This window comes from Chitinophaga dinghuensis (genome assembly GCF_003259435.1).
Classification (GTDB): Bacteria; Bacteroidota; Bacteroidia; order Chitinophagales; family Chitinophagaceae; genus Chitinophaga; species Chitinophaga dinghuensis.
On sequence record NZ_QLMA01000003.1, the window covers coordinates 430,351 to 456,788 of the forward strand.

At 44.9% G+C, this 26,438-nt stretch carries 26 protein-coding genes; 11 read left to right on the top strand and 15 right to left on the bottom strand.

The window, feature by feature from the left end; all coding sequences use genetic code 11:
- Positions 1-3 precede the first annotated feature (3 nt).
- The 3 genes from hutI (at position 4) to CLV59_RS10835 (ending at position 3,415) form a co-directional block, all read left to right on the top strand.
- Complete coding sequence (gene hutI, locus CLV59_RS10825; protein WP_111592046.1) at positions 4-1,233, top strand: imidazolonepropionase; 1,230 nt, start codon at positions 4-6, stop codon at positions 1,231-1,233.
- Positions 1,230-2,234 carry a formimidoylglutamase gene (gene hutG, locus CLV59_RS10830; RefSeq protein ID WP_111592047.1) on the top strand — a complete coding sequence of 335 codons (1,005 nt, stop codon included), beginning with the start codon at positions 1,230-1,232 and terminating at the stop codon, positions 2,232-2,234. Before hutI ends, hutG begins: the two co-directional genes overlap by 4 nt.
- A 362-nt stretch (positions 2,235-2,596) precedes the next feature.
- Entirely contained in the window at positions 2,597-3,415 is an 819-nt protein-coding gene (locus CLV59_RS10835; protein WP_111592048.1) for a CHAD domain-containing protein, read from the top strand.
- Positions 3,416-3,420: 5 nt separating this feature from the next.
- Here the strand turns inward: CLV59_RS10835 and purU are convergent, their stop codons facing one another.
- The gene (gene purU, locus CLV59_RS10840; protein ID WP_111592049.1) at positions 3,421-4,284 is read right to left on the bottom strand and encodes a formyltetrahydrofolate deformylase; all 864 of its coding nucleotides are present in this window, start codon (positions 4,282-4,284) and stop codon (positions 3,421-3,423) included.
- 63 nt (positions 4,285-4,347) lie between these two features.
- On the opposite strand from purU, the gene CLV59_RS10845 reads away from it, so the two are divergent.
- Together CLV59_RS10845 and CLV59_RS10850 are read left to right on the top strand one after the other, a co-directional pair.
- The gene (locus CLV59_RS10845) at positions 4,348-4,821 is read left to right on the top strand and encodes a metallophosphoesterase family protein (protein ID WP_262511899.1); all 474 of its coding nucleotides are present in this window, start codon (positions 4,348-4,350) and stop codon (positions 4,819-4,821) included.
- 86 nt (positions 4,822-4,907) lie between these two features.
- Positions 4,908-5,969: a DUF4421 domain-containing protein gene (locus CLV59_RS10850; RefSeq protein ID WP_170137707.1), complete on the top strand. Its 1,062-nt coding sequence runs from the start codon at positions 4,908-4,910 to the stop codon at positions 5,967-5,969.
- Here CLV59_RS10850 and CLV59_RS10855 read toward each other — a convergent pair.
- Both CLV59_RS10855 and CLV59_RS10860 read right to left on the bottom strand, forming a co-directional pair.
- Positions 5,938-6,522 carry an LOG family protein gene (locus CLV59_RS10855; protein ID WP_111592051.1) on the bottom strand — a complete coding sequence of 195 codons (585 nt, stop codon included), beginning with the start codon at positions 6,520-6,522 and terminating at the stop codon, positions 5,938-5,940. The genes CLV59_RS10850 and CLV59_RS10855 overlap by 32 nt on opposite strands.
- Before the next feature lies 1 nt (position 6,523).
- Positions 6,524-7,153 carry an HD domain-containing protein gene (locus tag CLV59_RS10860; RefSeq protein ID WP_146616162.1) on the bottom strand — a complete coding sequence of 210 codons (630 nt, stop codon included), beginning with the start codon at positions 7,151-7,153 and terminating at the stop codon, positions 6,524-6,526.
- A gap of 85 nt (positions 7,154-7,238) precedes the next feature.
- On the opposite strand from CLV59_RS10860, the gene CLV59_RS10865 reads away from it, so the two are divergent.
- Together CLV59_RS10865 and CLV59_RS10870 are read left to right on the top strand one after the other, a co-directional pair.
- Positions 7,239-8,897 carry a hypothetical protein gene (locus tag CLV59_RS10865; protein WP_146616163.1) on the top strand — a complete coding sequence of 553 codons (1,659 nt, stop codon included), beginning with the start codon at positions 7,239-7,241 and terminating at the stop codon, positions 8,895-8,897.
- A 141-nt stretch (positions 8,898-9,038) separates the two neighbouring features.
- Complete coding sequence (locus tag CLV59_RS10870; RefSeq protein ID WP_111592054.1) at positions 9,039-10,736, top strand: hypothetical protein; 1,698 nt, start codon at positions 9,039-9,041, stop codon at positions 10,734-10,736.
- A 79-nt stretch (positions 10,737-10,815) separates the two neighbouring features.
- On the opposite strand, the gene CLV59_RS10875 is transcribed toward CLV59_RS10870, so the two are convergent.
- Entirely contained in the window at positions 10,816-13,086 is a 2,271-nt protein-coding gene (locus CLV59_RS10875) for an aconitate hydratase (protein WP_111592055.1), read from the bottom strand.
- 255 nt (positions 13,087-13,341) lie between these two features.
- Between CLV59_RS10875 and CLV59_RS10880 the strand changes: the two genes are divergently transcribed.
- Both CLV59_RS10880 and CLV59_RS10885 read left to right on the top strand, forming a co-directional pair.
- Positions 13,342-13,563, top strand: a complete 222-nt coding sequence (locus CLV59_RS10880; protein WP_111592056.1) for a PspC domain-containing protein — start codon at positions 13,342-13,344, stop codon at positions 13,561-13,563.
- Between the two features lie 60 nt (positions 13,564-13,623).
- Positions 13,624-14,460 carry a hypothetical protein gene (locus CLV59_RS10885; RefSeq protein ID WP_111592057.1) on the top strand — a complete coding sequence of 279 codons (837 nt, stop codon included), beginning with the start codon at positions 13,624-13,626 and terminating at the stop codon, positions 14,458-14,460.
- A gap of 69 nt (positions 14,461-14,529) precedes the next feature.
- On the opposite strand, the gene CLV59_RS10890 is transcribed toward CLV59_RS10885, so the two are convergent.
- Positions 14,530-14,934 (bottom strand): hypothetical protein, encoded by a 405-nt coding sequence (locus tag CLV59_RS10890; protein ID WP_111592058.1) that lies wholly within the window; start codon positions 14,932-14,934, stop codon positions 14,530-14,532.
- Between the two features lie 79 nt (positions 14,935-15,013).
- Entirely contained in the window at positions 15,014-15,829 is an 816-nt protein-coding gene (gene kdsA, locus CLV59_RS10895) for a 3-deoxy-8-phosphooctulonate synthase (RefSeq protein WP_111592059.1), read from the bottom strand.
- A gap of 243 nt (positions 15,830-16,072) precedes the next feature.
- Here kdsA and CLV59_RS10900 point away from each other — a divergent pair, with 243 nt between their 5' ends.
- Complete coding sequence (locus CLV59_RS10900) at positions 16,073-17,011, top strand: NAD-dependent epimerase/dehydratase family protein (protein WP_111592335.1); 939 nt, start codon at positions 16,073-16,075, stop codon at positions 17,009-17,011.
- A 90-nt stretch (positions 17,012-17,101) separates the two neighbouring features.
- Here CLV59_RS10900 and CLV59_RS10905 read toward each other — a convergent pair whose 3' ends face one another.
- The 9 genes from CLV59_RS10905 to CLV59_RS10945 all read right to left on the bottom strand — a co-directional run bounded on the left by CLV59_RS10905 (position 17,102) and on the right by CLV59_RS10945 (position 24,707).
- Positions 17,102-18,349: a sulfate adenylyltransferase subunit 1 gene (locus CLV59_RS10905; protein ID WP_111592336.1), complete on the bottom strand. Its 1,248-nt coding sequence runs from the start codon at positions 18,347-18,349 to the stop codon at positions 17,102-17,104.
- A gap of 100 nt (positions 18,350-18,449) precedes the next feature.
- Positions 18,450-19,358, bottom strand: coding sequence for a sulfate adenylyltransferase subunit CysD (gene cysD, locus CLV59_RS10910; protein ID WP_111592060.1), 909 nt, complete (start codon positions 19,356-19,358; stop codon positions 18,450-18,452).
- 46 nt (positions 19,359-19,404) lie between these two features.
- Positions 19,405-20,088 (bottom strand): phosphoadenylyl-sulfate reductase, encoded by a 684-nt coding sequence (locus tag CLV59_RS10915; protein WP_111592061.1) that lies wholly within the window; start codon positions 20,086-20,088, stop codon positions 19,405-19,407.
- Positions 20,089-20,235: 147 nt separating this feature from the next.
- Positions 20,236-20,655, bottom strand: coding sequence for an RrF2 family transcriptional regulator (locus CLV59_RS10920; RefSeq protein ID WP_111592062.1), 420 nt, complete (start codon positions 20,653-20,655; stop codon positions 20,236-20,238).
- A 101-nt stretch (positions 20,656-20,756) separates the two neighbouring features.
- Complete coding sequence (gene dapB, locus CLV59_RS10925; protein WP_111592063.1) at positions 20,757-21,473, bottom strand: 4-hydroxy-tetrahydrodipicolinate reductase; 717 nt, start codon at positions 21,471-21,473, stop codon at positions 20,757-20,759.
- Between the two features lie 35 nt (positions 21,474-21,508).
- Positions 21,509-22,234, bottom strand: a complete 726-nt coding sequence (locus CLV59_RS10930) for a DUF5683 domain-containing protein (protein ID WP_111592064.1) — start codon at positions 22,232-22,234, stop codon at positions 21,509-21,511.
- Entirely contained in the window at positions 22,227-23,153 is a 927-nt protein-coding gene (locus CLV59_RS10935; protein ID WP_111592065.1) for a ParB/RepB/Spo0J family partition protein, read from the bottom strand. Before CLV59_RS10935 ends, CLV59_RS10930 begins: the two co-directional genes overlap by 8 nt.
- The gene (locus tag CLV59_RS10940) at positions 23,137-23,958 is read right to left on the bottom strand and encodes a ParA family protein (protein WP_111592066.1); all 822 of its coding nucleotides are present in this window, start codon (positions 23,956-23,958) and stop codon (positions 23,137-23,139) included. Before CLV59_RS10940 ends, CLV59_RS10935 begins: the two co-directional genes overlap by 17 nt.
- Before the next feature lie 68 nt (positions 23,959-24,026).
- On the bottom strand, positions 24,027-24,707 hold the full coding sequence (locus CLV59_RS10945; protein WP_111592067.1) for a metal-dependent hydrolase: 681 nt from the start codon (positions 24,705-24,707) through the stop codon (positions 24,027-24,029).
- 490 nt (positions 24,708-25,197) lie between these two features.
- Between CLV59_RS10945 and CLV59_RS10950 the strand changes: the two genes are divergently transcribed.
- On the top strand, positions 25,198-26,370 hold the full coding sequence (locus CLV59_RS10950) for a metallophosphoesterase (RefSeq protein WP_245950851.1): 1,173 nt from the start codon (positions 25,198-25,200) through the stop codon (positions 26,368-26,370).
- Positions 26,371-26,438: the final 68 nt, after the last annotated feature.

Sequence of the window (26,438 nt, forward strand, 5' to 3'; positions counted from 1 at the left end):
CCGATGTTAATAGGTCCTTTTACACAGATACTTCCCATGAGCGGACTTCCGCTGAAAGGAGCGCTGCAGGATGAACAACTGCCAGTGATCCCCAATGGAGGTATTGTTGTGGAAAATGATAAAATTCTTGCTGTGGGCGACTTTAAGTCGCTCCAGCAAGAATACGCCGGACATGAACTACATTGGATCGATACGCCAATGGTACTCATGCCAGGATTCATAGACTGTCATACGCATATTTGCTTTGATGGCAGTCGCAGCCGGGATTACGCTATGCGTATCGCCGGTAAGTCCTATCTTGAAATTGCCCGTGCAGGTGGTGGTATCTGGGACTCTGTCACAAAAACGCGTGTAGCCGATACCGTTACACTGGCGGAAAATACGGTTGCCCGTGCGAACCGTCACCTTCAGGAAGGTGTTACTACCATAGAGGTGAAGAGTGGATACGGCCTCAATTTTGAGAGTGAAGTGAAGATGCTGCGCGCTATCCAGCAGGCAGGGTTGCATACTAAAGCAACACTGATCCCTACTTGTCTGGCGGCACATATGAAACCACGCGATTTTGAAGGCACTGAAGCGGAATACCTGGAGGTGGTTTTAAATGAACTGCTACCGGTTTTAAAACAGGAATCGCTGACTAACCGTGTGGATATCTTCATTGAAGAAACCGCCTTTTCATCCGCAGCAGCTACCAGTTACCTGCAAAAGGCAGCAGCATTGGGATTTGCAGCCACCGTTCATGCGGATCAGTTTACCGCAGGCGGCGCAGAAGTGGCAGTGGCGGTAAATGCACTCTCTGCCGATCACCTGGAAGCAAGCACAGATAAGGAAATACAGCTACTGGCTCAATCAGATACGGTAGCGGTGGTATTACCGGGCGCTTCGCTGGGATTAGGCATGCATTATGCACCAGCACGGAAATTGCTGAATGAAGGAGCATGCGTGGCCATTGCGAGCGACTGGAATCCGGGCTCTGCGCCTATGGGCGATCTGCTGATGCAGGCAGCGGTTATGAGTGCTGCGGAAAAGCTTTCCTCTGCGGAAGTATTTGCTGCACTGACTTTCAGAGCTGCGCCGGCATTGCAACTGACAGATGTAGGAAAACTGTCGCCAGGCTTTGTGGCGGATATGCAGGCATATCCAACTGCGGATTACCGGGATATCCTTTATTTCCAGGGAAAACTCAAGCCTTCCTGTGTGTGGAAGAAAGGTGAAATAGTTACGAACTTATGATAACAAATGAATTCTATCATCCAACAGCTGCCGGTACCTGGGCAGGTCGTACAGATGGCGCTTCGCCGGATCTGTTGCGCTGGCATCAGGTAGTACAGCCGGTGGATCTGTTGAAAGCCTCTTTGCCTAAACTTAACCCTGGTCAGAAAGGTGTTGCCTTGTTAGGCTTCGCCTGTGATGAAGGCGTAAGGAGAAATAAGGGCAGAGTAGGGGCCAAAGATGGTCCTGCCGCCATTCGTGCGGTATTGGGCAATCTGCCGGTACATATTACAGAAGGCGCTGTGTTAGTAGATGCAGGTGATGTAGCTTGTCTGGATGGCCGCATGGAAAATGCACAGGAGGTACTGAGCGAAGTGGTGAAGTCCATATTGATTGCAGGCTATCTACCTGTGTTATTAGGCGGCGGTCATGAAATTGCATATGGCCATGCCCGCGGTATCCGCGAATACAGTAAGCATAAACTGGCGAAAGTAGGATATATCAATTTCGATGCACATTTCGATAACCGGGTGCCTGGTGCGGAAGGCCCAAGCTCTGGGACCAGCTTTTTCCAACTGGCACAGGAAGCCAAACTGGCCGGAGAACCTTTTCATTACCTGGCCTTAGGTATTCAAAAGCTGGGAAATACCCGTCAGCTTTTCAATATTGCCGGTGAGTCAGGTGCAACATATGTAGGGGCAGACGCGTTTCATTTGAATGATAAGGATACCCTCTTTGCTGCCATCCAGCATTTCCTCAGCCAGGTGGATTATGTATATCTGACTACCTGTCTGGACGTATTTGCAGCACCATATGCGCCAGGCGTCAGCGCTACCGCGTATAATGGTATTGTGCCAAACGGCCTTTTCCTGGAAAGCTTCCGTGCTATCCTGGCCAGTGGCAAAGTAAAAGGTACAGATATCGCAGAACTGAATCCAGCGCTGGATTTCGATAATAGAACCGCGAAACTCGCTGCGGCACTAGTTTTCGAAATCGTGATGTCTTACTGTGGCGAAGATTAATTTCTTTGCTCGCAAAGCAACAAAGCAGCAAAGCAGCAAAGATTGCGTTTTGTTCGTTTCACGCAAAGGCGCAAAGGAATTAAAGGATTATGTTTTGTTGTTTATTTAAGCCCGCAAAGGCTCTCATGGGTACTTCTCCTTATAATTTTCTAATCTAAAAAGTATAGTGAGATAGTAGTTCTGTACTTTGCGAGCTTCTAAAACAAAACACAATCATATAACAAAGCACAATCCTTTAATTCCTTTGCGCCTTTGCGAGAACAAATGATAGGCTGATCTCCGCATTAATCTCTTTGCTGCTTTGCTGCCCTGTTGCTTTGCGAGCAAAAAAACCGCGCCGAAGGCGCAAGAAACCCCCATCCATGATAAAGGCAACTTTATTTGACTACCTCCAAACAGAATGCACCGCCCTCACTGCGGCGCATGATAAACTATTGATTCATCCCCGGAACCCCGCAGCAGTCCACGAACAGCGGGTAGGCGTCAAGAAACTCCGCGCTTTTTTCGCACTCACAGATCAAATTCCGCATCTTTCGTTTAAGCATGGCCGTTATCTCAATAAACTACGGGTATTGCAATCTATTGCCGGTATTGCCAGGGATGCACAATTACAGGCACGTGCATTAGGCATTATTGAAAAACGGGAAAAATGGCGCTTTGCCTATGCTCATATGATCTTACAGGAACGTCAGGAGGTAGCGGCAGAACTACTGACTACCGCCAGTAAGCGGTTAAAGCCAGGAACCCTGAAGGAGCTGCCGAACCTGTTCCGCCAGAAGCTGGAAAAGGTACCGGAAACAAGACTGATGGCAGATCTGCTTGAATATATTAATGATCAGTATAGGGAGATAGCCAGTCCTGGAATGCGTGCCGGACACGCAGCCTGGCATGAAGTCAGAAAACAAATGAAAGCCATTTATTATCAGTTGAGTATTCTTAAACCAATACTACCGGCAGATCCGCAATACAAGCAGATGCAGACTTTCACCAAAAGAGGCGGGGAACTACTCGGCAACTGGCACGACCTCAACGAATTGCACCTGTTTACGCAAAACACCATTCGTAAAGCTAAAAAAGAAAGCTTGCAGGTGCCTGTGAAAGCCCTGCTGCTATTGAAAACGCTCAAACAAAATGCGCAGGAGGAATTGGCCCTGAGCGCTGCGTATCTCCATAAAAAATAACTTGCTTAAAAGACTATCGTCTTATTGCCGATAACCATTACTCTGTCGTCTATGTGGGCTTTTACTGCACGGGTTAACACGTGTCTCTCTATATCCCTGCCCAGCATCACCAGATCAGCCACCGCATGTTTATGCGTAACCCTGGCTACATCCTGTTCAATAATCGGTCCTTCATCTAACTCGTCTGTGACATAATGGGCAGTGGCGCCAATCAACTTCACACCTCTGTTATAGGCATGTTGATAAGGCCTTGCGCCCGCAAAAGCCGGGAGAAATGAATGATGAATATTAATGATGCGGTGTGGATATAAACTGACAAATTGGGGAGACAAAATCTGCATATACCTGGCCAGTACCATAAAATCTACCTGGTGTTCCCGCAATAATTGAACGATTGCCGCTTCCTGTTCCTCTTTAGTAGCAGCGGTAACTGGCAGATAATAAAAAGGAATGCCCAGCTGCTTACAATCATTTTCCAGGCTGTTATGATTGGAAATCACCAGTGGAATATCCACTTGTAATTCCCCGCTGCGCCAGCGCCAGAGCAGATCCAGCATGCAGTGGTCATACGCAGAAACCAGGATGGCCATGCGTTTCCGATGATGAGAATAACTGAATTGCCATTCCATTTGCAGCGGCGTAGCCACCCGCTCCTGGAATGCCTGTTGAAACCCTGGCTGCTCCTGGATTTCCAATTCCATACGCATAAAAAATAAACCTTCCGCAGGATCGGTGCTGTGTTGACTGGCATCCAGTATATTTGCACCGGATTGGAACAAAAATTGTGAAACACCAGCTACAATACCTGGTTTATCAGGGCAGCTAATTAATAATCGGGCAGTTTTCGGGGAGATGTCAAGTTGTTCCATTATGTATCAATCTGGAGTCTGGCTGCCCAAAATAGAGAAAAATCATTGAAAAAAATAGGCTTGATGTCGGACACCCATAGCTACCTGCATCCGCAGGTATTTCAATATTTTGAAGGTGTCGATGAAATATGGCATGCCGGAGATATTGGCGATAGTAAGATAGCCGACCAACTGGAGGCATTTAAACCTTTTCGCGCCGTTTGGGGAAACATCGATGGGAAGGATATCCGTATCAGATATCCGGAAACCCTGCATTTTAACCTGGAAGGAGTACAGGTGATGATCACACATATTGGTGGATACCCTGGCAAATATGCCCCAGGCGTGAAGGCGGAACTGATCGCCCATCAATCCAAATTATTCATCTGCGGCCATTCGCATATCCTGAAAGTAATGCCCGACCCCAGCCTGGGATTACTCCACATGAATCCGGGGGCCTGTGGTCAGCAAGGCTGGCATAAAGTAAAAACACTACTCCGCTTTCAACTGGAAGTAGGACGTATTCAACAACTGGAAGTAATAGAATTGCCTAAATAACGACAAAAAGCCATCATTTGGCTATTTTTTGAGGGTTTTGGAAGGGGAATTAGTATCTTGCCGCGCCCCGCAATAGAATGACGCATATGACTAAACGATTATTCCTGTTAGCTTGTCTTATCTGTGCCGCTTTAATCCCTGCGGCCGGACAAAATGCGTTCTGGAGATTCCTCAAAACAGAAACAGACAGCGCTTACGTGGAAGACTATACGAATGAGCTCACAGCCCGACTTTACTCCTCCCGGAAATATAATCGCTATGATATTGTGGATGTTAAGCTGAAAAAAGATATTCTATATCGTCCCAATTCGCCCATGAATATTGGCTTTGGTGCGAATTACAAATTTCTGGGCCTTAACCTGGGATTCAATTTCCCCTTCGTTAACAGACATAATGAAAAGTATGGGCAGACGAAATACCTCGACCTGCAAACCCATATATATCTTCGGAAGATTGTAGTGGACTTCTACGGGCAAACGTATAAAGGCTTTTATATTGCGAACCCGGACAAAGTGTTTGGAAAAGAATATGTAACACAAAACCCATATCCACAACGGCCGGATATACGCAATACAGCAGTGGGACTGAATGCGCAGTATATTTTCAATGATAAGAAATTCTCTTACCGTGCACCTAACCTGCAGAATGAATATCAAAAGCGCAGCGCAGGCTCCTTCCTGGTAGGTGGAGATATCTTCCATGTACAGGTAAAAGGAGATTCCTCACTGGTACCTTATTACCTGGAGGATACCGCGTTTCTACACGATTTTCACTATCATAAATCCAGCATCATCAGTACTACGGCCAATGCCGGTTATGCTTATACTTTTGTATATAAACACCATTGGTTTTTATCCTTATCTGTAACAGGAGGATTGGGGGTAAACCGCACCAAACTATTCCTCGAAGATGGCAGTATTTCCAGGAGTTTCGGCTGGCAGATCAACAGTACGGTGCGTGCCGCTTTAGGTTATAATTCGGCCAATTTCTTCGCCGGCATCCATTATGTAGGAACTTCCAACCGAAGCGAGATGCCTTTGCCAAATGCCTTTCAGACCTTTGGCGCAGGCAATTTAAGGTTAAGTATTGTAAGGCGCTTTCCAGTGAATCGCAAGCTTAGCTTTCCTTCACGGAAGGTATCCACTTAGGCCCTTCCAGCGGTTTATACTGCTCCATTTGCTCCAGCAGCAAATGGATATCTGCACTGTGCAGCAGCATTTCCCGGTTAGCATCCGAGAGAAATCCGTTGGCCGACATATTCACACTCAGCGCAATCAACGCATCATAAAAGCCATTTGTATTCAACAGGCCAACAGGTTTATTATGCAATCCCAGTTGTCCCCAGGTGAGCATTTCATATAATTCCTCCATCGTGCCAAAGCCGCCAGGCAAAGCAATGACGCCATCGCATAGTTCATTCATTTTTGCTTTGCGCTCATGCATGGTATCTGTGAGAATCAGCTCTGACAGCCCCACATGTGCCAGCTCCTTTTGTTGAAGGAAGTGGGGGAGTACGCCAATCACCTCGCCGCCTTCAGAGAGGGCGCCATCTGCTACGGCTCCCATCAGTCCCACTCTTGCGCCACCATACACAAGACCAATGCCTTTTTGGGCAAGGGTAGCGCCCAAAAGCATCGCCTGTTCCCGGAAAATATTATCATTTCCCATGCTTGAACCACAATAAACCGCTATTCGTTTCATATTATAAAGTTGCAATTTCGTTTTCAATATTAATTCTGGCACGTTGTTCGCGCTCATTCCTGAAAATTTCTGTACGGTAAATAAAAGGCATATCCAGGAAATGATACAGCACTTTTTTCCGGCCAGGAAAATATAGTTCATCCGGAAACATCGCATACTCCCTGCGGATATTGGCTGCATATTCCTGATATACTGCCGGCTCCGCACCCAATATCTCCAGGTCCAGATCCAGCAAAAGGTTCGTATCTGTGTTACTGTTTGTTGCCGGGTGGGTTTTGGTAGCAAGGATCAGGTCCTGTACCTGTTTCCGCTCTTCTTCCCAAAATTCTATCTTTTCCAGGAAAAACAGGGCTTTTTCGGCACTTTTCTCCTCGTTATCCTTCGCTGTAGCATCGTAAATGACATCATGGAAGAAAATAGCAAAGAGGAAAGCATCTTTATCCCGGATCAACGCTTCATGGGAGACTGCACTATTCAGCATGTTGCGTATATGCGTCATCGTATGATAATAACGGCCGCTTTCCGCATAATGTGTACTAAGATCAGCAAAGGTTTGTGATATAAGCGCCTGATCTGACGTGTACTTCTCACATAAATCTGTCCAGAGATAAGTAGTAATAGACGAATGCATATGGACAAATGTAGGGTTTATTCTATCAGGGATAGTGCAGGAGGATTTGATATTTATGCTAACTATTGGATAAAAAAGCATCATCATGATAAAGCGATTGTTAACCGCGACTTTGAGTATCCTTTTATCTATGGGAACCGTACTGGCACAAAAGCCGGAAGTATCCCTCAGCGCCGGGTTTGCAGATCCTGGCGAATGGATATGTAAACTCTTGCCAATGGAAAACGGAAATACCTTGTTTTTCCAATTTTCCCCTAAAAAAGGCATAAAAGCCACTGTTTATGATATCCATCACCAGGTAGCATCCGAGGAGAATAATCAAATATCCTTCTTTAATGAAAAGCAATTGAGCCGCGTCTATTTCAGGGGATTGTTTGAAATGAATGGACAGGCGGTGTTGTTCCTGGTCCGTTATCAGCGAAAGAGTTCCACTTTATACCGTTTCGTTTTCAATGGTAATACCGGTAAACTGGAAACGGAAACAGTGGTGGATGATGTCGCCAGGTCTCCTATGATCATGGGAATTAAAGGTATCCCAGATTTTTATGTTAAGAAAGACCCGGCTTCAGGATACTATGCTGTGGCCACACTGAACCTGCAAACAGGCTATGCCAACCGGGAGATCAAGGTAACGCATTATTCTCCTGCACACCAGGTCGTTAATCAATTGAGTTATACTTCCCCAGCGGAACAGTATAAATATTTGGTGCTGCAAGATATGTATGTGCATGGAGCGGATTATGTCTTCCTGACAACAGTTGGTTTTAATATAGCCTTATCACGCAAAAACGCCAAGGTTTTTGTAACGCGTTTATCCAATGGGAACGAAAAAATCAAAGAACAATATATAGAGTTTGGACCGCTGCGGGCAGAACCTTTAATCGTGGTAAAATATAATCCGGCGAATCAACTGATTTATATGTTATCTGCCGTTGGGGCCAAAACTTCCTGGCAGGAATCGGTCATGCATACTGCTGATGATGATATGTTGCTGAAGATGCATACCATTAACCCGGCAACAATGGAGTTGAGCCCTGAAGCATATATTACCCATCCGGGATTAACAGCATATGTCAAATCGAATCTGAAGAATAAGCAGCCTTACAAAGGAATTATACAGGATTTCAGACCGCATCAGGATGGAACTGTTACCATATTACAGGAAGAAATGTATGGTACTATAGATACTTCTTCCTCTATGGTGATATCTCCCGGACTGACCAATGCAGGCAGTACCCAGTTGGGGAACATAGGTATCTTTCGGGTGAATGCGGCCGGAAAAGAGTTGCCCGGTAGTTATGCGATCGCGAAATCGCAGTATACAGATCATTACCTGCGGCCATATCTGATTTACAGAAGGCCGGAAATAGGCTGGAACTACTACACAGAAGTACAACTTACAGGAATATACAATGATAGCTACTGCTCCTATGACTATTTGGAGGCGGCCGACAAATCCTATACTATCTATAATGACTTTCCGGTGAATGTCAATAAAAGAACAGAAGATCACAGAAAGAAAAGGGCGATGTTGTCTTTTAGTAATTCCAATACAGTTGTGGCTTGGTTTGATGGGAACAGCGTGCAACAGCGCTATCTTTTTGGGGAACCGGAAGAGCAAGTTGCCCGTTACAGCAAAATAGATATGATCACCCGTGGCCCGGGAGATCAATCATTTGTAACGTTGATGATTGTACGAAAAGGCAATCAGAAAGAGGCACATATTGCCTGGGTGAAGTTCTGAGTATATAATTTATGAAATTGGGACCGTCTTCTTATTCACGATACTGCACTAGTGAAATATAATTATCGAGTCTATTATATATATAATGATGTTTTTTAAAAATATATAGATTGCGTAAATAAAATATTTCACTATTCTGTCATGATTAAGAAAATTCTGTCGATTGCTGCCTTGAACCTGATGTTTACGGCAGGAATTACTATGGCACAAGGCCAGACCCCGGAAGTAAGTCGTAGTGTTAGCTTTAAAGAACCTTCAGCTGGAGCATGTAAGTTATTACAAATGAAAAATGGAAATACCCTGTTCTTCCATTTTTCTAAAAAGAAAGGCATTGAGGTGGCGGTATTTGATACAAAGCATAAAATGTCGCCCATAGTCAACAACCATGTGGAGTCCTTCAAAACGAAGCAGCTGGGTACTTCTGACTTCAAGGGTTTATTTGAAATCAACGGCCAGGCACTATTGTTTTTAGTGCGTTATGAGCATAGATCTCCGTTATTATACCGGTTTACATTTGATGGTAAGTCAGGTAAGCTGATTGAGGAGAAAGTAGTGGGCGAGATAGAGAAATTGCCGATTACAGCTGGTTATGCGGTGGTTTATGGTGGAGTAGGACTTCCTTCCTTCGATGTTAAGAAAGATCCGGAATCAGACTACTACGCTGTTGCTACCATCAATACTTTTGCACATGAAAGCAATGCCCGGATAAAAATTACACATTATTCCCCAGAGCATAAGGTGATTAATGAAGGAAATTATGCCTCTCCTAAGAATAAGTACAAATATCTGAACCTGTTGGAAATGTATGTTCACGGAGATGAGTATGTATTTCTGACCACATTTGGCTATAACACGGCGAAATCAGGAGGTAAGGATTCTAAAGTTTTTGTTTCCCGTTTATCCAAGGGTAGCAAAGATATCGCAGGGGAGTATATGAGTTCTGCGAGAAGTATAGAAAGCCCAATTGTGGGGTTAAAGTATAATGCTGTCAATAAGCAGTTATACATGCTTTCCGGGGTAAATGCGAAGAGCATTGGTCTGGAGCATACCATGTATAGTGCAGACGGGAACATGGTATTGAAGATGAATACGATTGATCCTGCCTCGCTGAAGATAAGCCCGGATGCCTTTGTAAAACATCCTGAGTTGTCGTCCTATGCACAGAAGAATCTGAAGTATAAGAATCCATATACAGGGGTTATCCAGGATTTTAGGTTGCATGAAGATGGAACTGCGACGATCATGTTTGAGGAATTGGAAGCCAAGGTTAGTACGTCTTCGTACATGTCTGCCTCTGGTAGTTTTTCTTCTTCAACGCATACCAGCACCCGACTGGGAGATATTGGCGTAGTAAGGGTAAGTGCGGATGGAAAGGAGATGCCGGGAAGTTATGCTATTGCAAAATCGCAGTTTACAAATGGCTGGCTGAGTCCATATTACCTTTACCGTAGAGCGGAAACTGGTTGGAATTATAATCGGGGAGCTTTTAAAGGAGGCGCCAACAACAATAACTTCTTCTCATTTGATTACATGTATGTCAATGATAAGGCATATGCTATTTACAATGACTTCTCAGAAAACATTGAGCGGGAGGATGAAAATTACAGAGGCCGGAAGAAAATGAGAGGCGTAAGCGATGCTAATACTGTATTGGCTTGGTATGATGGAGAGAAAATACAACGCAGTTATCTCTTTGGCGATCCTGGAAATAAGGATATTGCCCGTTTCAGCAGGATTGATATGAATACGCACAGTGCGGATGAAAAGTCATTTGCTACTTTAATGATTGAGCGTAAGGGACGTAAGAAAGAAGCTTACATAGTATGGGTGAAATTCTAGGAGTTGTGTCTCTCTAAAAAATAAAAAAACGGACAGCAATTGCTGTCCGTTTTTCATTTATGTCCATTTCAAATGGCGATTAAGCTTTTTTTGCGAACTCTGCACGGATTACGTTCAGAGCGCCACCAGCTTTAAACCATTGGATTTGTTGTTCGTTGTAAGTATGGTTTACAGCAAATTCATCTTTGCTACCATCTTTGTGATTCAGTACAACAGTCAGCTGGCTGCCAGGAACGAAGCTAGTCAGACCCAGGATATCGATGTTGTCATCTTCCTGTACTTTATCGTAGTCTTCTTTGTTAGCAAAAGTCAGTGCCAGCATACCTTGTTTTTTCAGGTTAGTTTCGTGGATACGGGCGAAAGATTTCACCAGGATAGCACGAACGCCGAGGTGACGTGGTTCCATTGCAGCGTGTTCGCGGCTGGAGCCTTCACCATAGTTTTCATCACCTACAACTACTGCACCCAGACCAGCAGCTTTGTAAGCGCGCATGGTAGCTGGAACTGCACCGTATTCACCAGTCAGTTCGTTTTTAACGGTATCAGTTTTGTCGTTGAATGCGTTTACAGCACCGATCAGCATGTTGTTGGAAATGTTATCCAGGTGACCGCGGAATTTCAACCATGGACCTGCCATAGAGATGTGGTCAGTAGTACATTTACCTTTTGCTTTGATCAGGAGTTTCAGACCTTTCAGATCAGTACCTTCCCAGGCAGCGAATGGAGCCAGCAGCTGCAGACGCTGAGATTCTGGAGATACGATTACCTGTACATTGCTACCGTCAGCGGCAGGAGCTTGGTAACCGGCATCTTCTACTGCGAAGCCTTTAACAGGCAGTTCAAAACCTTTAGGTTCATCCAGTTTCACATCTTCGCCGTTTTTGTTTTTCAGCGTGTCGGTGAGTGGGTTGAAAGTCAGGCTACCAGCGATGGCCAGTGCAGTAACGATTTCTGGAGAAGCAACGAAAGCGTGGGTAGAAGCCAGACCGTCGTTTCTTTTCGCGAAGTTACGGTTGAAAGAAGTGATGATGGAGTTCTTACGGTTAGGATCATCGATGTGACGAGCCCATTGACCAATACAAGGTCCGCAAGCGTTAGCCAGTACAACACCACCTACCTGAGCGAAAGTGTTCAGTAAACCATCTCTTTCGATAGTGTAACGAACCAGCTCAGAGCCAGGAGTGATAGTATATTCGGATTTCATACCCAGACCTTTGTCAATAGCTTGTTGAGCGAGAGACGCAGAACGGGAGATATCTTCGTAAGAAGAGTTGGTGCAGGAACCGATCAGGGCTACTTCCAGTTTCTCTGGCCAGTTGTTTTCTTTAACTGCCTGAGCGAATTTGGAGATAGGCCAAGCCAGATCCGGAGTGAAAGGACCATTTACATATGGTTCCAGTTCATCCAGGTTGATTTCAATTACCTGATCATAGTATTTCGCAGGATCAGCGTAAACTTCAGCATCCGGACGCAGGTGTTCTTTCACTGCATCAGCAGCTGCAGCTACATCTGCTCTGCTGGTGAGTTTCAGATAGTCGCCCATTTTCTCGTCATAACCAAACAGAGAGCAGGTAGCGCCGATTTCAGCACCCATGTTACAGATAGTTGCTTTACCTGTAGCGCTGAAGCTGTCAGCACCTTCGCCAAAGTATTCAACGATGCAGCCAGTACCACCTTTTACAGTGAGGATACCTGCCACTTTCAGAATGATATCTTTTGCAGAAGTCCAGCCACTCATTTTACCGGTCAGTTTAACACCGATCAGTTTAGGCATTTTAAGCTCCCAAGGCAGACCAGCCATAACGTCTACGGCGTCAGCACCACCCACACCGATAGCGATCATACCCAGACCACCGGCATTTGGAGTGTGAGAGTCAGTACCAATCATCATACCGCCAGGGAATGCATAGTTTTCCAGCACTACCTGGTGAATGATACCAGCGCCTGGTTTCCAGAAACCAATGCCGTATTTATCGGAGATAGAAGACAGGAAGTCGTAAACTTCTTTGTTGGTATTGTTAGCAGCTGCGAGATCTTTTGCAGCGCCGTTTTCAGCTTGTATGAGGTGATCACAGTGTACAGTAGAAGGAACCGCAACTTTGTCACGACCACAGGTCATGAACTGGAGCAACGCCATCTGGGCAGTTGCATCCTGCATAGCTACACGGTCAGGTGCAAATTCAACATAAGATTTGCCTCTTTCATAAGGAGTAGCGGTTGGTGCAAAAAGGTGTGCGTATAAAATCTTTTCGGCCAGAGTGAGCGGACGACCTAACATCTTCCGGGTCGCTTCCACCTTACCCGGCAATGCCGCATACACTCCTTTAATCATGTCAATATCAAACACCATGATAGAAAAATATTTAAGAGCGGTTAAAAATTGCTTGCAAAATTAAACATTAATCAACAAGTTTTCGAATTAAATACCATGAAGATGAAACCTCACAATGTTAATGTTAATTATTATATTAAATAATTGAACATCGTTCAGCCAGGCAGTTTCACCGCAGTGTATGACAATAATCTGATTATCAGGGAGAAATAAGTACGCCATATTGCCGCGGCAAGGCTTGTTTTTATAGGTGAAATATGATAAATTTGAAGCATGAACCGAATTAAAGACTTCGTGGAATGGAAGGCCTTCGGTGTCTGCAGTACTATCGGTGATAAACTTGGTGTTGCTACCTCCCGAATTCGCCTTTTTTTCATTTATGCCACTTTCCTAACCATGGGATCACCCGTCATTGTTTATATGATCCTCGCCTTTTGGGTTAATATGAAAAATTATATCCTGAATGCGCGCCGTAATCCCGTGCGTTACCTTTAAAATTTGTATTTGATAGCTTTCATATTATATTTGGCGCTTATCTAAGTGCTCAGAAATTCTATGAAAAATTTATTAACCCTGGCGTTCCTCGGAGCTGCCATCTCCCTGTCTTCCTGTAGTAGCAAGAAAGAGGATCCGAAGCCACCTGTTGATCCAATTGTAACACCGCCTAAAAGTTGCATGTTAGCCAGTGTCACAGGGATTTTCAACCCGGACCAATACATGACTTTTGGCCCCGTGAAATTCAAATATGATGAGAAAGGAAGGATAATACAGTCAGACTGGGGCCTTCCCGTGAATGTCACCTACGGCGATAATACTGTCACCATGAAGACTTTGGCGAGTAACAACAACGTTATTGAGTCCCGGATTTACATACTGGATAAGAATACCCAAAAACCAAAGTATGCGCTGGTATCCACTTTTATGGCCAACGGAGAACCCCTGGGCATGGATTCTGTCAGCTTCGTTTATGACAATCAAGGACGCCTGCTTAGAGAAGTCCCTTATGGATATGGACAAACCAGTACCCAACGTGATTCCACCGTTTATACCTACGATCAAAATGGGAATATTTCAGAAATGATTTTAGGTGGAGAGAAAATGACCTACACTTATACAGATAAGGCCTATTCTCCGGCTGCACGCTGGCTGGGATATGTTCCCAAACAATTCGCCCTCTTCTTGCCATTTGGCGATGAGGTAAAGAATAATATCAAACATATCACTATCTCCCAACTCCGCCCTAGAGATTACGATAAGCTGTACACTGATCTGGAATATTCCTATGTCTATGATAAATGGGGTACCAGACTAGACACTGTGTATATGGACTATAAAATGATCAATGGTACCACCGGCAGATGCCATTTTAATATAGAAAATAACTGTAAGTAACAGCTGTTATAATAGAAAAAGCGCATCTGCATTGATTTTGCAGATGCGCTTTTCTTTATAACTTATGCATTAATCCAAATGAAAATTAGTCATACCATGATAATGGTTTTCTAATTCATTTAGCGTGATATGATGCTTCAGCTCTCTGAACTCATCCCTGTAATGTAACACCAGCAAAGGCTCATGTCCATCCGGGAACCAACGTACAGAAAATGGCCCTCTTACATAAAGCGTACCCTTTCCTGGACCCGACTGCGCATCATCTACATGAAACTGTAATTTGAGTAAGGTTTCTGGCGTCAGATGGACGGGTTGAAGATTATCCAAATCATACCAGAATTCGTTTTCGTTTTCAGTGGCCACCAGCACTTTCTTTTCAATATGATCCACCTGAATAATTTTACCAGGTTTTTCTACTCCTCCAAAATTGGTAATCACTGTATCACCGGATTTCAAATGGTGTAAGTTTATCATACAGTAAACGATTTAAGTGTTATATGAATATACGTAAAACGCCGTAAATCGTCAAGATGTTCGCCACGAAAAGAATCAACTATTTTACCACCTTACGGATCTCCACCAGTTTTTCCAGCAGTTCTTCCAAATGATCTAGCTGCAGCATGTTTGCGCCATCAGATTTCGCGCATGCAGGATTAGGATGCGTTTCAATGAACAAGCCATCTGCCCCGGTTGCAATCGCCGCTTTAGCAATAGTGCTGATCATTTTCGGATTACCTCCGGTTACGCCACCAGGCTGATTCGGCTGCTGCAGCGAATGCGTACAGTCCATAATCACCGGATGACCAAATTCACGCATCACTGGAATATTACGGTAGTCTACCACCAGATCCTGATACCCAAAGGTAGTACCACGCTCTGTCAACATAATATTGTTATTGCCAGCTCCTTTGATTTTCTCTACTGCAAATTTCATAGACTCGCCACTGAGAAACTGACCTTTTTTCACATTCACTACCTTCCCCGTTTCTGCTGCAGCTAACAGAATGTCTGTCTGACGACAAAGAAAAGCAGGTATCTGCAATACATCCACATAAGCAGCCGCCATCGCAGCTTCCGCAGCAGAGTGAATATCTGAAGTTACGGGTACGTTAAATGTCTTACCTATTTTCTGTAACAGCTCCAGTCCTTCTACATCTCCAATGCCAGTGAAAGAATGAGCGCTGGTACGATTGGCTTTACGATAGGACGCTTTGAAAATATAAGGGATTTCCAGGCGCTTACAGATGCCGCTAACTTTCTCGGCAACGGTCATCAATAACTCTTCTTCTTCAATCACGCAGGGACCTGCAATCAGGAAGAAGTTCTCCGGGTTATACTGTTCCTGGAACAATGATTTTAAATGCTTCATCTTGAATTTTTTTCTGTTGAATCAGGTTGCAAAGGTAACTTTTATATCTCAGTTATAACCCCCTTCCACAACCACAGAATTCCCTGAATGTCATAATATTGTAATCCAGCAACTATTCCACTCACAAAAGGTCTGGGCTATTGTTATTACATTGTCATGGCCGGTATGGGACTGCTCGGAAATAGCGGGGAACCCGTTAATATTACGTCCGTTTTCAAAATATTGCTTCAATATAAAGTTGTTATGAAGAAAGATAAGATCCTGGTAATTGGCGCCTGTGGACAAATTGGCGTAGAGCTGACGCTGGCGCTCAGGAAAATGTATGGTGAAGCCAACGTACTGGCCTCCGACCTCCGTGAAGAACATGACCTGCTGAAGGGCACTGGCCCATATGTGTCGCTGGATGTGATGAATAAGGAAATGCTGCACGTACTGGTGATCCGTCACAATATTACCCAGATCTATCTGCTGGCGGCAATCCTGTCTGCTACCGGTGAGAAAAATCCATTGCTGGCATGGCATATCAATATGCAATCCCTGCTCAACGTACTGGATATCGCGAAAGAAGAACACCTGGATAAAGTATACTGGCCTAGCTCAATCGCTGTATTCGGCCCGAACTCTCCTATGCAGGAAACGCCGCAGCATACTATCATTGAACCTACTACTATCTACGGTATCAGCAAATTTGCCGGTGAAAGATGGTGCGAATATTACAACCACCGCTATGGCGTGGATGTGAGAAGTCTGCGTTACCCAGGCCTGATCAGCTATAAATCAGCTCCAGGTGGTGGTACTACAGATTATGCAGTGGAAATCTTCCATGAAGCAAAAGAGAATCAGAAGTATACCAGCTTCCTCTCTGAAAATACTTATCTGCCCATGATGTACATGCCAGATGCGATCCGCGCCACCATCGAACTGATGGAAGCTGACGCCTCTAAGATTTCCATCAGATCAGCATATAACCTTTCTGCCATGAGCTTCTCTCCAAAAGAGATTGCTGCAGAAATCAAGAAACATATTCCTGAATTCACTATTAGTTATGAGCCGGATTACCGCCAGCAGATTGCTGATGGCTGGCCAAACAGCATGGACGATAATCTCGCCAGACAAGACTGGGGTTGGAAACATGAATATGATCTGGCGAAGATGACCAAAGATATGCTGGAGAACATCTAAACCATATCCTTGAATAATAACTATTCTTAAAATGCAGAAAGCCGGCCTTTACATCGTGAGCCGGCTTTTCTGTTGTATATATCTTCTGATCTATTCTATAAATCCAACGCCTACAGTGGTGTTATTGAATTCATCTATCAGGATGAATGCGCCATTGGCAGGATTGCTGGCGTAAGTATCTGCCAGTATGGGAGACGCGGTTCTTAAGGTAATGCTGCCGATATCATTCAATCCGAGCGAGGCTTTACCTTCTACTGGCTGGTGACTGGTCACATCTGTTACGTAGTGGAGCTGCTGTACTTTGGCTTTCACCCGGTTAACGCCATGTTGCACCAGGTAAGTCTTACCAACCGTCAATGGTTGTTGGTCCATCCAGCAGATATGCGCTTTAATCTCTTTCAACTGCTGTGGCTGATCATCTGGTTTAACCAGCATATTTCCTCTGCTGCTGTCAATCTCATCTTCCAGCGTAATCACAACACTTTCTCTCGCCTGGGCCGTCTGTAGCTGCTTTTCAAACTGTTCAATCGTTTTGATTTTGCTTTTCTGACCGGAAGGCAGACTAATCACCTCCTCGCCTACACTAAAATGACCACTGGCCACTTTCCCTGCAAATCCTCTGAAATCGTGATACTCCGTTGTTCTCGGACGAATAACACTCTGAATAGGGAAGCGGGCAGGATGCTGACTATCTGCATGATCAAAGCTGACCTGCTCCAGATAATCCAGCAGGGTAGGACCCTGGTACCAGCTGATAGCGCCATTGGTAGTAGCCACATTTTCGCCATAGAGAGAAGATACCGGAATGAATACGACATCCTGTGCCTGGTAAGAAGTGTTGGCCAGCAATTGCTGGAACTCCTCTACAATCTGGTTAAAGCGTGCCTGGTTATATTCTACCAGGTCCATTTTGTTGACGCATACCACGAGGTAGGGTATACGTAGCAGACTGGCAATAAAGAAATGCCTGTAAGTCTGTTCCACAATGCCTTTGCGGGCATCGATCAAAATCAGGGATACCTGCGCATTGGAAGCGCCGGTGACCATGTTACGGGTATATTCAATATGGCCGGGCGTATCGGCAATAATATATTTACGGGTAGGAGTGGAAAAGTAGATATGTGCAACATCTATGGTGATGCCCTGCTCTCTTTCTGCTACCAGTCCGTCTGTCAGCAAAGAGAGATCCGTGAAATCCAGCCCTTTGCGTTTACTGGCGGCGTGGAGCGCCTCCATTTTATCCTGGGGGATGGAATTGGTATCGTAGAGTAAGCGGCCTATGAGTGTGCTTTTACCATCGTCAACACTGCCGGAAGTGGCTATACGTAATACTTCCATTATCATTGTATTTTGGGCAGTACTAAAATTACTACCGGATGATTCCGTGCCGGGTGGACGGAGTATTGTTATTTTGCCTTGCGGTATTATCAGCTGCGGATTAGAAATATCCTGCCTGTTTGCGTTTTTCCATAGCAGCTTCGGAGCGTTTATCATCAATACGCGCGCCGCGTTCAGAGATTTTGGCTTCCATAATCTCTGCGATGATATCTTCCAGTTTATCTGCTTCAGAAAGTACGGCAGCGGTACAGGTCATATCGCCTACGGTACGGAAACGTACGGTTTGGCGGAATGGCACTTCGTCTGCAGTGGTGTTGAGATAGGAAGAATAAGGCCAATAGAGTCCGTCGCGCTCAATGATTTCTCTTTCATGTGCAAAATAAATAGAAGGAATTTCCAGCTTTTCACGGCGGATATAATTCCATACATCTAATTCTGTCCAGTTGGAAATGGGGAATACGCGTACGTTTTCGCCGATATTAATTTTACCGTTGAGGATATCGAAGAGTTCAGGACGTTGCATTTTTGCATTCCATTGTCCGAATTCATCTCTCACGGAGAATATTCTTTCTTTGGCGCGGGCTTTCTCTTCATCGCGTCTGGCGCCGCCGATGCAGGCATCAAATTTACCTTCTTCGATGGCATCCAGCAGGGTCACTGTTTGCAGGGCATTTCTGCTGGCATATTTGCCGGTTTCTTCCTGTACTTTACCTTGATTGATGCTATCCTGTACGGAACGCACAATAAGATCCAGTCCCAGCGATTCCACGAGCCAGTCGCGGAACTGAATGGTTTCAGGGAAGTTATGACCGGTATCTACATGGAGTAACGGAAATGGAATTTTTCCCGGAAAAAAAGCTTTTTGGGCAAGTCTGACAAGTGTGATAGAGTCCTTTCCACCTGAGAAAAGCAACACAGGCTTCTCGAACTGGGCGGCTGTTTCACGAAGAATATAAATAGCTTCATCCTCCAGTGCCTGCGGAAATTCCCAATTGATCTGATTCGTCATTGGACTATAATTAAGTTAATGCAAATATATTTAATGTGTTTGGAAATTAGCCATGGAGGCCACATTCCTTGTGAGATTGCTCCCACCACCAGCGGCCGGCTCTTGGGTGTTCGCCTGGTTCGATGGCGCGGGTACATGGAGCGCATCCAATACTGATGAAGCCTTTGTCGTGCAGTTTGTTGTATGGAACAAGGTTGGCCGACAGATAAGCCAGCGTCTCATCATATCCCCAATGAATCAGGGGATTATATTTGTATAACCGTCTTTGTTCATCCCACTCGATTATCTTCATATCATGACGGTTGTCCGACTGTTCTGCGCGCAATCCGGTGATCCATACTTTTACGCCTTCCAGGGCTCTGTTCAGGGGGACTACTTTTCGTATGCCACAACATTCTTTTCTGTTTTCTACGGATTCATAAAAGCTGTTGGGTCCCTTTTTTTGCAGGAGCTGTTCTATAGCTGCGGTTTCAGGGAAATACACGTCAATGGGCTGTTTGTAGCGTGCCATTGTCAGATCGATCAGGTCATAGGTTTCCTGGAACAGTCGTCCTGTATCCAGGGTAAATACCTTGACTGGTAGTTGGTTTCGCCAGATAATATCTGCGATTACCTGGTCTTCCTGGCCAAAAGAGGTACTGAAAGCAACCGCGCCGGGATATTGCTCGGTTAAATATCGGATGCCTTCTACTACCGACTTATTGTCCAGTGCAGTGGTAATGTCTGTCATGTAATACTTCCTTATGGTGATATACTTGTGCCAGCAAGTATACAAAAATACATAAATCCTATAAAAAAGATAGACTAAATAGAAAAATGGGTAAAAAAAATACCTCTGCAATCGCAGAGGTATTCTAAGTAGTTGGAAATCTATCTTTTAGCTATTTCTAGTTAAGATGTCTTTCAGTGTTTTGTTTTCCAGAATTTTCAAGGCGGAATCCCTTACTCTTCCCATTACTTCGTTGAGGCCACATACAGCTTCATCGCGGCAGTTTTCGCAACGTTCATAATAATTCAGGCTCACGCAGGGAAGCAGGGCAATAGGTCCGTCGAGCAGGCGTATAATCCTTGCCAGCGGAACTTCTTTTGGAGGTTTCATGAGGTAATAACCTCCTCCCTTGCCTTTTTTACTGCCCAGAATGCCGGCGTTTTTCAACTCCAGCAGGATATTTTCAAGAAATTTAATTGATATGTTTTTTTCCTGCGCTATCTCAGAAATAAGGATAGGTCCTTTGTCAACATTCTCGGCCAGATAGATTAAAGCGTGAAATGCGTATTGTGTTTTTTTCGATAACATACCGTCTGATTTGCATCCCTCCTGGATGAACTTTAAGTGCAGCGAACATTATTTATCTGAACAAATATAAGTTGTTCCTGCGTCTTTTGGACATTTTGGCTTTAGAGGTTCAGCACATCCTTCATGGAGTACACTCCGGATTTACCTTTCAGCCACTCTGCGGCTACTACAGCACCTGCTGCAAAGCCTTCGCGACTATGTGCAGTGTGGGTGATGCTGATATCGTCTATAGGAGAGGTATAAGTTACGGTGTGGGTGCCTGGCGCCGGATCTATACGCTTGGAGATGATCACCAGTTTATCTTCTACTGAACTTTCCTGGTTAATCCACTCATGTTTACGAGGAATGCCTGCCAGTACTTGTTCCGCCAGCGTAATAGCGGTGCCGCTTGGGCTGTCCTTTTTCTGGGTGTGGTGGATTTCTTCCATGCGCACGTCGTACTGTGGCTGGGTAGACATCAGTTCGGCCAGTCTTTTATTTACTTCAAAGAAGATATTCACACCGATGCTGAAATTGGTAGCATGGAGGAATCCTTTCCCTTCTTTGGTGGCAATGGCATTAACTTCCGGGAGTTTTTCCAGCCAGCCGGTGGTGCCGGAAACAACAGGTACATTGGCTTCGAAGCACTTCATCACATTGGAATAAGCTGTTTCCGGAGTGCTGAATTCTATGGCTACATCTGCCTGGCCCAGGTGTTCCTTTTCCAGCAGGTGTTTATTGTTTAAATCTACTCTGAGAATTACTTCGTGTCCTTTGGCAGTGGCAATGGCATCAATGGCTTTACCCATTTTACCATATCCGATAAGCGCAATTTTCATGACCTGACTTGTTTTATATTGGTTGCTGATAGGTGTTATCTGCCTGCGTAATACAGTCGCTTCGATTTCTTACCTCCAACGGAGATATTAACACCTATTCCTAAAGTACGATTGTTGATAATGGTGGGTGAAATCCGCATGGTGAGGTCATTGGATACGTCGAATGACCGCAGATGCGCAAACACCGTTGCATCTACTATGTTCAGTCCGTAGGAGAGTACAAAGAACAATACGGAATAATCCACATATTCCCGGTACTGGTCCCTGATAACCTTGATGGCATCTGCTGGATATATACGGGGATAGATCGTTTCAAACTCATCATGTATATCCGGATTATTCAGCATACGGATACGATAAGCATCACGGTAACGCTTATACTCTTTCATATTGAAGATGAAAAAGCCGGTACAGGTACCAATGGCAGCATATACCAGTGGTATTTTCCAGTATTCCCGGTTATAAGCTTGTCCTAACCCTGGTAATACAGCAGAATAGAGTGCTGCTTTCCTGGGACTATGGATTTTAGGTTCCACTGCTGCCCGCATATCTGCGGTGGAGTCGATCCGGATGCCTTGAATGGCGGAGTCGGACGACAAATGCGCGGCCCTGCTGCTATCTATCTGAGATTTCAGTACAGGCGCCACGGTATCAGCCTGTGATGGCACAGGAGATGCAGCTACTGCCGGTAGTGAGGTCACTACCAGCAGCAGGAGAAAAATATTGCGTAAAAAATGAGTGATCTGTCCAGCCTTAGCCACCGTAAATGTCTATTTTTTCCAGAATACTGTTCAGTTCTTCGTCTGAATAGAATTCGATCATGATACTGCCTTTTCCGTTCTTATCCCTGTCCAGTTTAACTTTAGTGGAGAAGTGTGATGCCAGGTTATCCTGAATTTTCTGGAATGCTGGCGCCAGTTTGATTTTTGCCTTTTGCTGGTTTCCTTTATTATCTTCTGCCTGATGCATGCGGCGGGCCAGTTCTTCTGTTTGACGAACGGAAAGACCACTTTTCAGGATTTCATTAAAAAGGAACAATTGATTTTCCACCTTTTCGATACCGGTGAGTACACGGGCATGGCCCATGCTCAGGATACCATTGCGTACTGCCACCTGGATATCAGGAGGAAGTTTCAGCAGGCGAATATAGTTGGTAACAGTACTTCTTTCTTTGCCCATACGGTCGGCTACTTGTTCCTGTGTCAGATTACACTCTTCCATCAGGCGTTTGTAGCTAAGCCCAACCTCTATGGCGTTCAGGTTTTCGCGTTGCAGGTTTTCCAGCAGGGCGAGTTCCAGCAGTTCCTGGTCGTTGACCTGGCGAACATAAGCCGGAATATCTTTCAGTCCTGCCATTTTGCTGGCACGCAGCCTGCGTTCACCTGCAATCAGCTGGAATTTTTTATTGCTGATTTTGGCTACAGTAATAGGCTGGATAATATCATGCAGCTGGATTGACTGACTCAATTCCTGTAATGCCATCTCATCAAAATCACGGCGGGGCTGTTTGGGATTGGTCACAATCTGGTCCAGGGGAATACGCTCTATTCCGGCAGCAGTAGTAGCTACAGCAGCTTTATCGCCGAGTGCGCCGGCGGTTTGCTTCAGGTCTGTATCAATATTCTGCAGGAGTGAGCGGATGCCTTTACCCAGCGCCTCTTTCTTACTTGGATTGGTCATCGTTAATTGCTAAGATTTTATCTTTTGTTTTGATTTTCGTGAAGTTATGTTTCTGCAGAATTTCCTTGGCCAGGTTCAGGTAATTAATGGCGCCGGTGCTGGCTGCATCGTACATAATAACGGATTTACCAAAGCTAGGGGCTTCTCCCAGTTTGGTATTGCGATGTATAATAGTATTGAAGACGCTTTCTTCAAAATGCTGCTTTACCTCATCCACCACTTGGTTGCTGAGTCGCAGACGTCCATCGTACATAGTCATGAGAATACCCTCAATTTCCAGCTCCGTATTTAAACGGCTCTGCACAATTTTAATGGTATTCAACAGTTTACCCAACCCTTCCAGTGCAAAGAACTCACACTGTACCGGAATAATCACGGAATTTGAAGCCACCAGGGCATTCACCGTAATCAATCCTAAAGAAGGAGAGCAGTCAACAATGATAAAATCATAATCCGCCTGGACACTTTCTATCACTTGCTTCATCACCCTTTCCCTGGTGGGATGGTTGATCAGCTCCAGTTCAGCGCCTACCAGGTCTATATGGGAAGGGAGTACTTTTAAATTAGGAGTGTCTGATTCCAGGATCACATCTTTGGCCTGGACATCATTGACCATACAGTCATACAGACTTTGCTGCACATTGCGCAGGTCAAAGCCAAGACCAGTGGTGCTATTGGCCTGAGGATCGGCATCTACCAGCAGCGTCTTGAACTCCAGCACGGCCAGGCTGCTTGCCAGGTTGATTGCACTTGTAGTTTTTCCTACGCCACCTTTCTGGTTAGCGATTGCGATAATTCTTGCCATTGTCTAAAATAATAATTCAAGGTTTATTTATAGGATATAAAGGATAATTCTGTCTTACCACCTATTCCTCAAACCTCTGTAGTGCTCCCTATTTCCGGTAACAATAATTCCAACCCCGCTTCGTCAAATTGCTCAATTGCTCCCTTATGATCAATTTTAATATAGCCAAAAGTATCGAAGTGGACACCAATTATTTTGCTACACTCGATCATTTCAGCTGCCGCAATCGCATCTTCCACACCCATCGTGAAATTATCACCAATCGGTAACACTGCGAAATTTAGTTTGGCAGCCATCGGTACCAGCTCCATATCAAATGTCAACGCCGTATCGCCGCTATAATAAAAATTTCCTTCGTCTGTAATGAAAATGAACCCCATCGGGTTGCCGCCATAACTGCCATCTGGTAAACCGCTACTATGCTGCGCTACAGTACACTTTACCACGCCAAAATCAAACTTCCACTTACCGCCCGTATTCATGGGATGTAATTTCTCCAGGCCTTGCTTACCAGCCCAGGTAACTATCTCAAAGTTAGATACTACGGTGGCGCCTGTACGCTTTGCTACCTCTACCAAATCAGCAGTATGGTCCTCATGTCCGTGCGATACAAAAATGTAATCTGCCTGTATCGCTTCTATATCAACTTTTTTTGCCAGCTCATTATGACGGATAAATGGATCAAACAAGATCTTCTTACCCTTTATTTCTACAGCAAAGCAGGAATGTCCGTAGTAGGTGAATTTCATAAATTAAATATTTGAATGAATTACAGATCCGATTACACATCTCTTCTGCCTGTAATTTGGATTTCAATATTAATTTTACACAATTAAAAGTAACCCCAATCGGACAAAAATACAACGATTAGGTAAAAATCAGGCGCTGTAGTATATTTATTTATTCACACAATATAACTTTGAAAGCAATCTCCCGCTCTCACACTACCTGGCGCCCATGTTAATGGGTTAATTCCTAATAACTTCTGATTGTTTCAAATGTAACGGTTTCTTTCCCACGAAAAAAAATAAAACATACAATTAATATTCTTGTTATTCGTCTTCAGATTAACTGAATGATATTTAACTTTTTGGAGCGAGGCAGAATCATTACCTTGCCCAATTAATCATATTAATAGAAAATTTAATAATGAGACCTGGCTCGAATTCGTTTCTTCTAATATTTATCCTCCTGTTGCTGGACATTTATGTATTCCAAGCCGTGAAAGCTATGGTGTACATGTCATCTCCCCGGGTCAGAAATATTACCTATAGTACCTATTGGCTTATTTCTATCTCCTGCCTGCTGATCGTCGCCCTGTTACCATATATTAAATGGCATCACTGGCCGGCAGCCGTACGCTCTTATGTACTCGCTATTATTATAGGTCTGGTAGTCGCCAAACTACTTGCCGCCGTTTTCCTCCTCCTGGACGATGTCAGAAGAGGAATCACCTGGCTGATTCGCCGCTTCTCCGCACCCAAAGACGTAACCACAGAAGCCGTAAACGGACTTTCCCGTTCCCAATTCCTGAACAGACTGGGCCTCATCGCAGGTGGTAGTCTCTTTGCGACTCTCGTATACGGTTTTTCTAATAAGTATAATTATCATGTACGCAAGCTAAAACTGTCTTTTGCACACCTGCCAGCCAGTTTTAAAGGACTGCGTATCGTACAGATATCCGATATCCACTCCGGTAGTTTCGCAAATCGCGAGGCTGTACTGAAAGGCGTGAAAATGATCAATGACCAGAAAGCAGATCTCATTCTGTTTACCGGCGACCTGGTCAACGACCGCGCCATGGAAATGGAACAGTGGATGGATGTATTTAGTCAGGTAAAAGCCCCTATGGGAGTGTTTTCTACCTTAGGGAACCATGACTATGGCGATTATTACCCTTGGCCCGACAAGCAGCCAAACGGCTACAGCGCCATGCAGCATCAGAACCTGGAACACCTGAAACGCATACACGGAGAACTCGGCTGGAACCTCATGATGAACGAAAGCGCCATTCTCTCCCGTGGCAATGATAAAATCGCCTTGCTGGGTGTGGAAAACTGGAGCGCTATGTCCCGCTTTCCTAAATATGGGGACCTGAAAAGAGCCCATGAAGGCGTCGCTGAGATTCCGTTTAAGATCCTGCTTTCCCACGACCCAACCCACTGGGATGCACAAGTAAGACCGGAATATCCAGATATTGCCCTCATGCTGGCAGGCCATACCCATGGCATGCAGTTCGGCATTGAAATCCCCGGCCTGAAATGGAGCCCGGCACAATATATTTACAAGGAATGGGCCGGCCTCTATAAGAAAGGAGAACAGTTCCTCTATGTAAACCGTGGCTTCGGCTTCCTCGGATACCCAGGAAGAGTAGGCGTACTCCCGGAAATTACCGTTATAGATCTCGTTTAAAGAAATCAGCCCCGCTTGTTTATCGACAAATAAGCGGGGTATACCTATACTTAATGCCTCTTCACCCA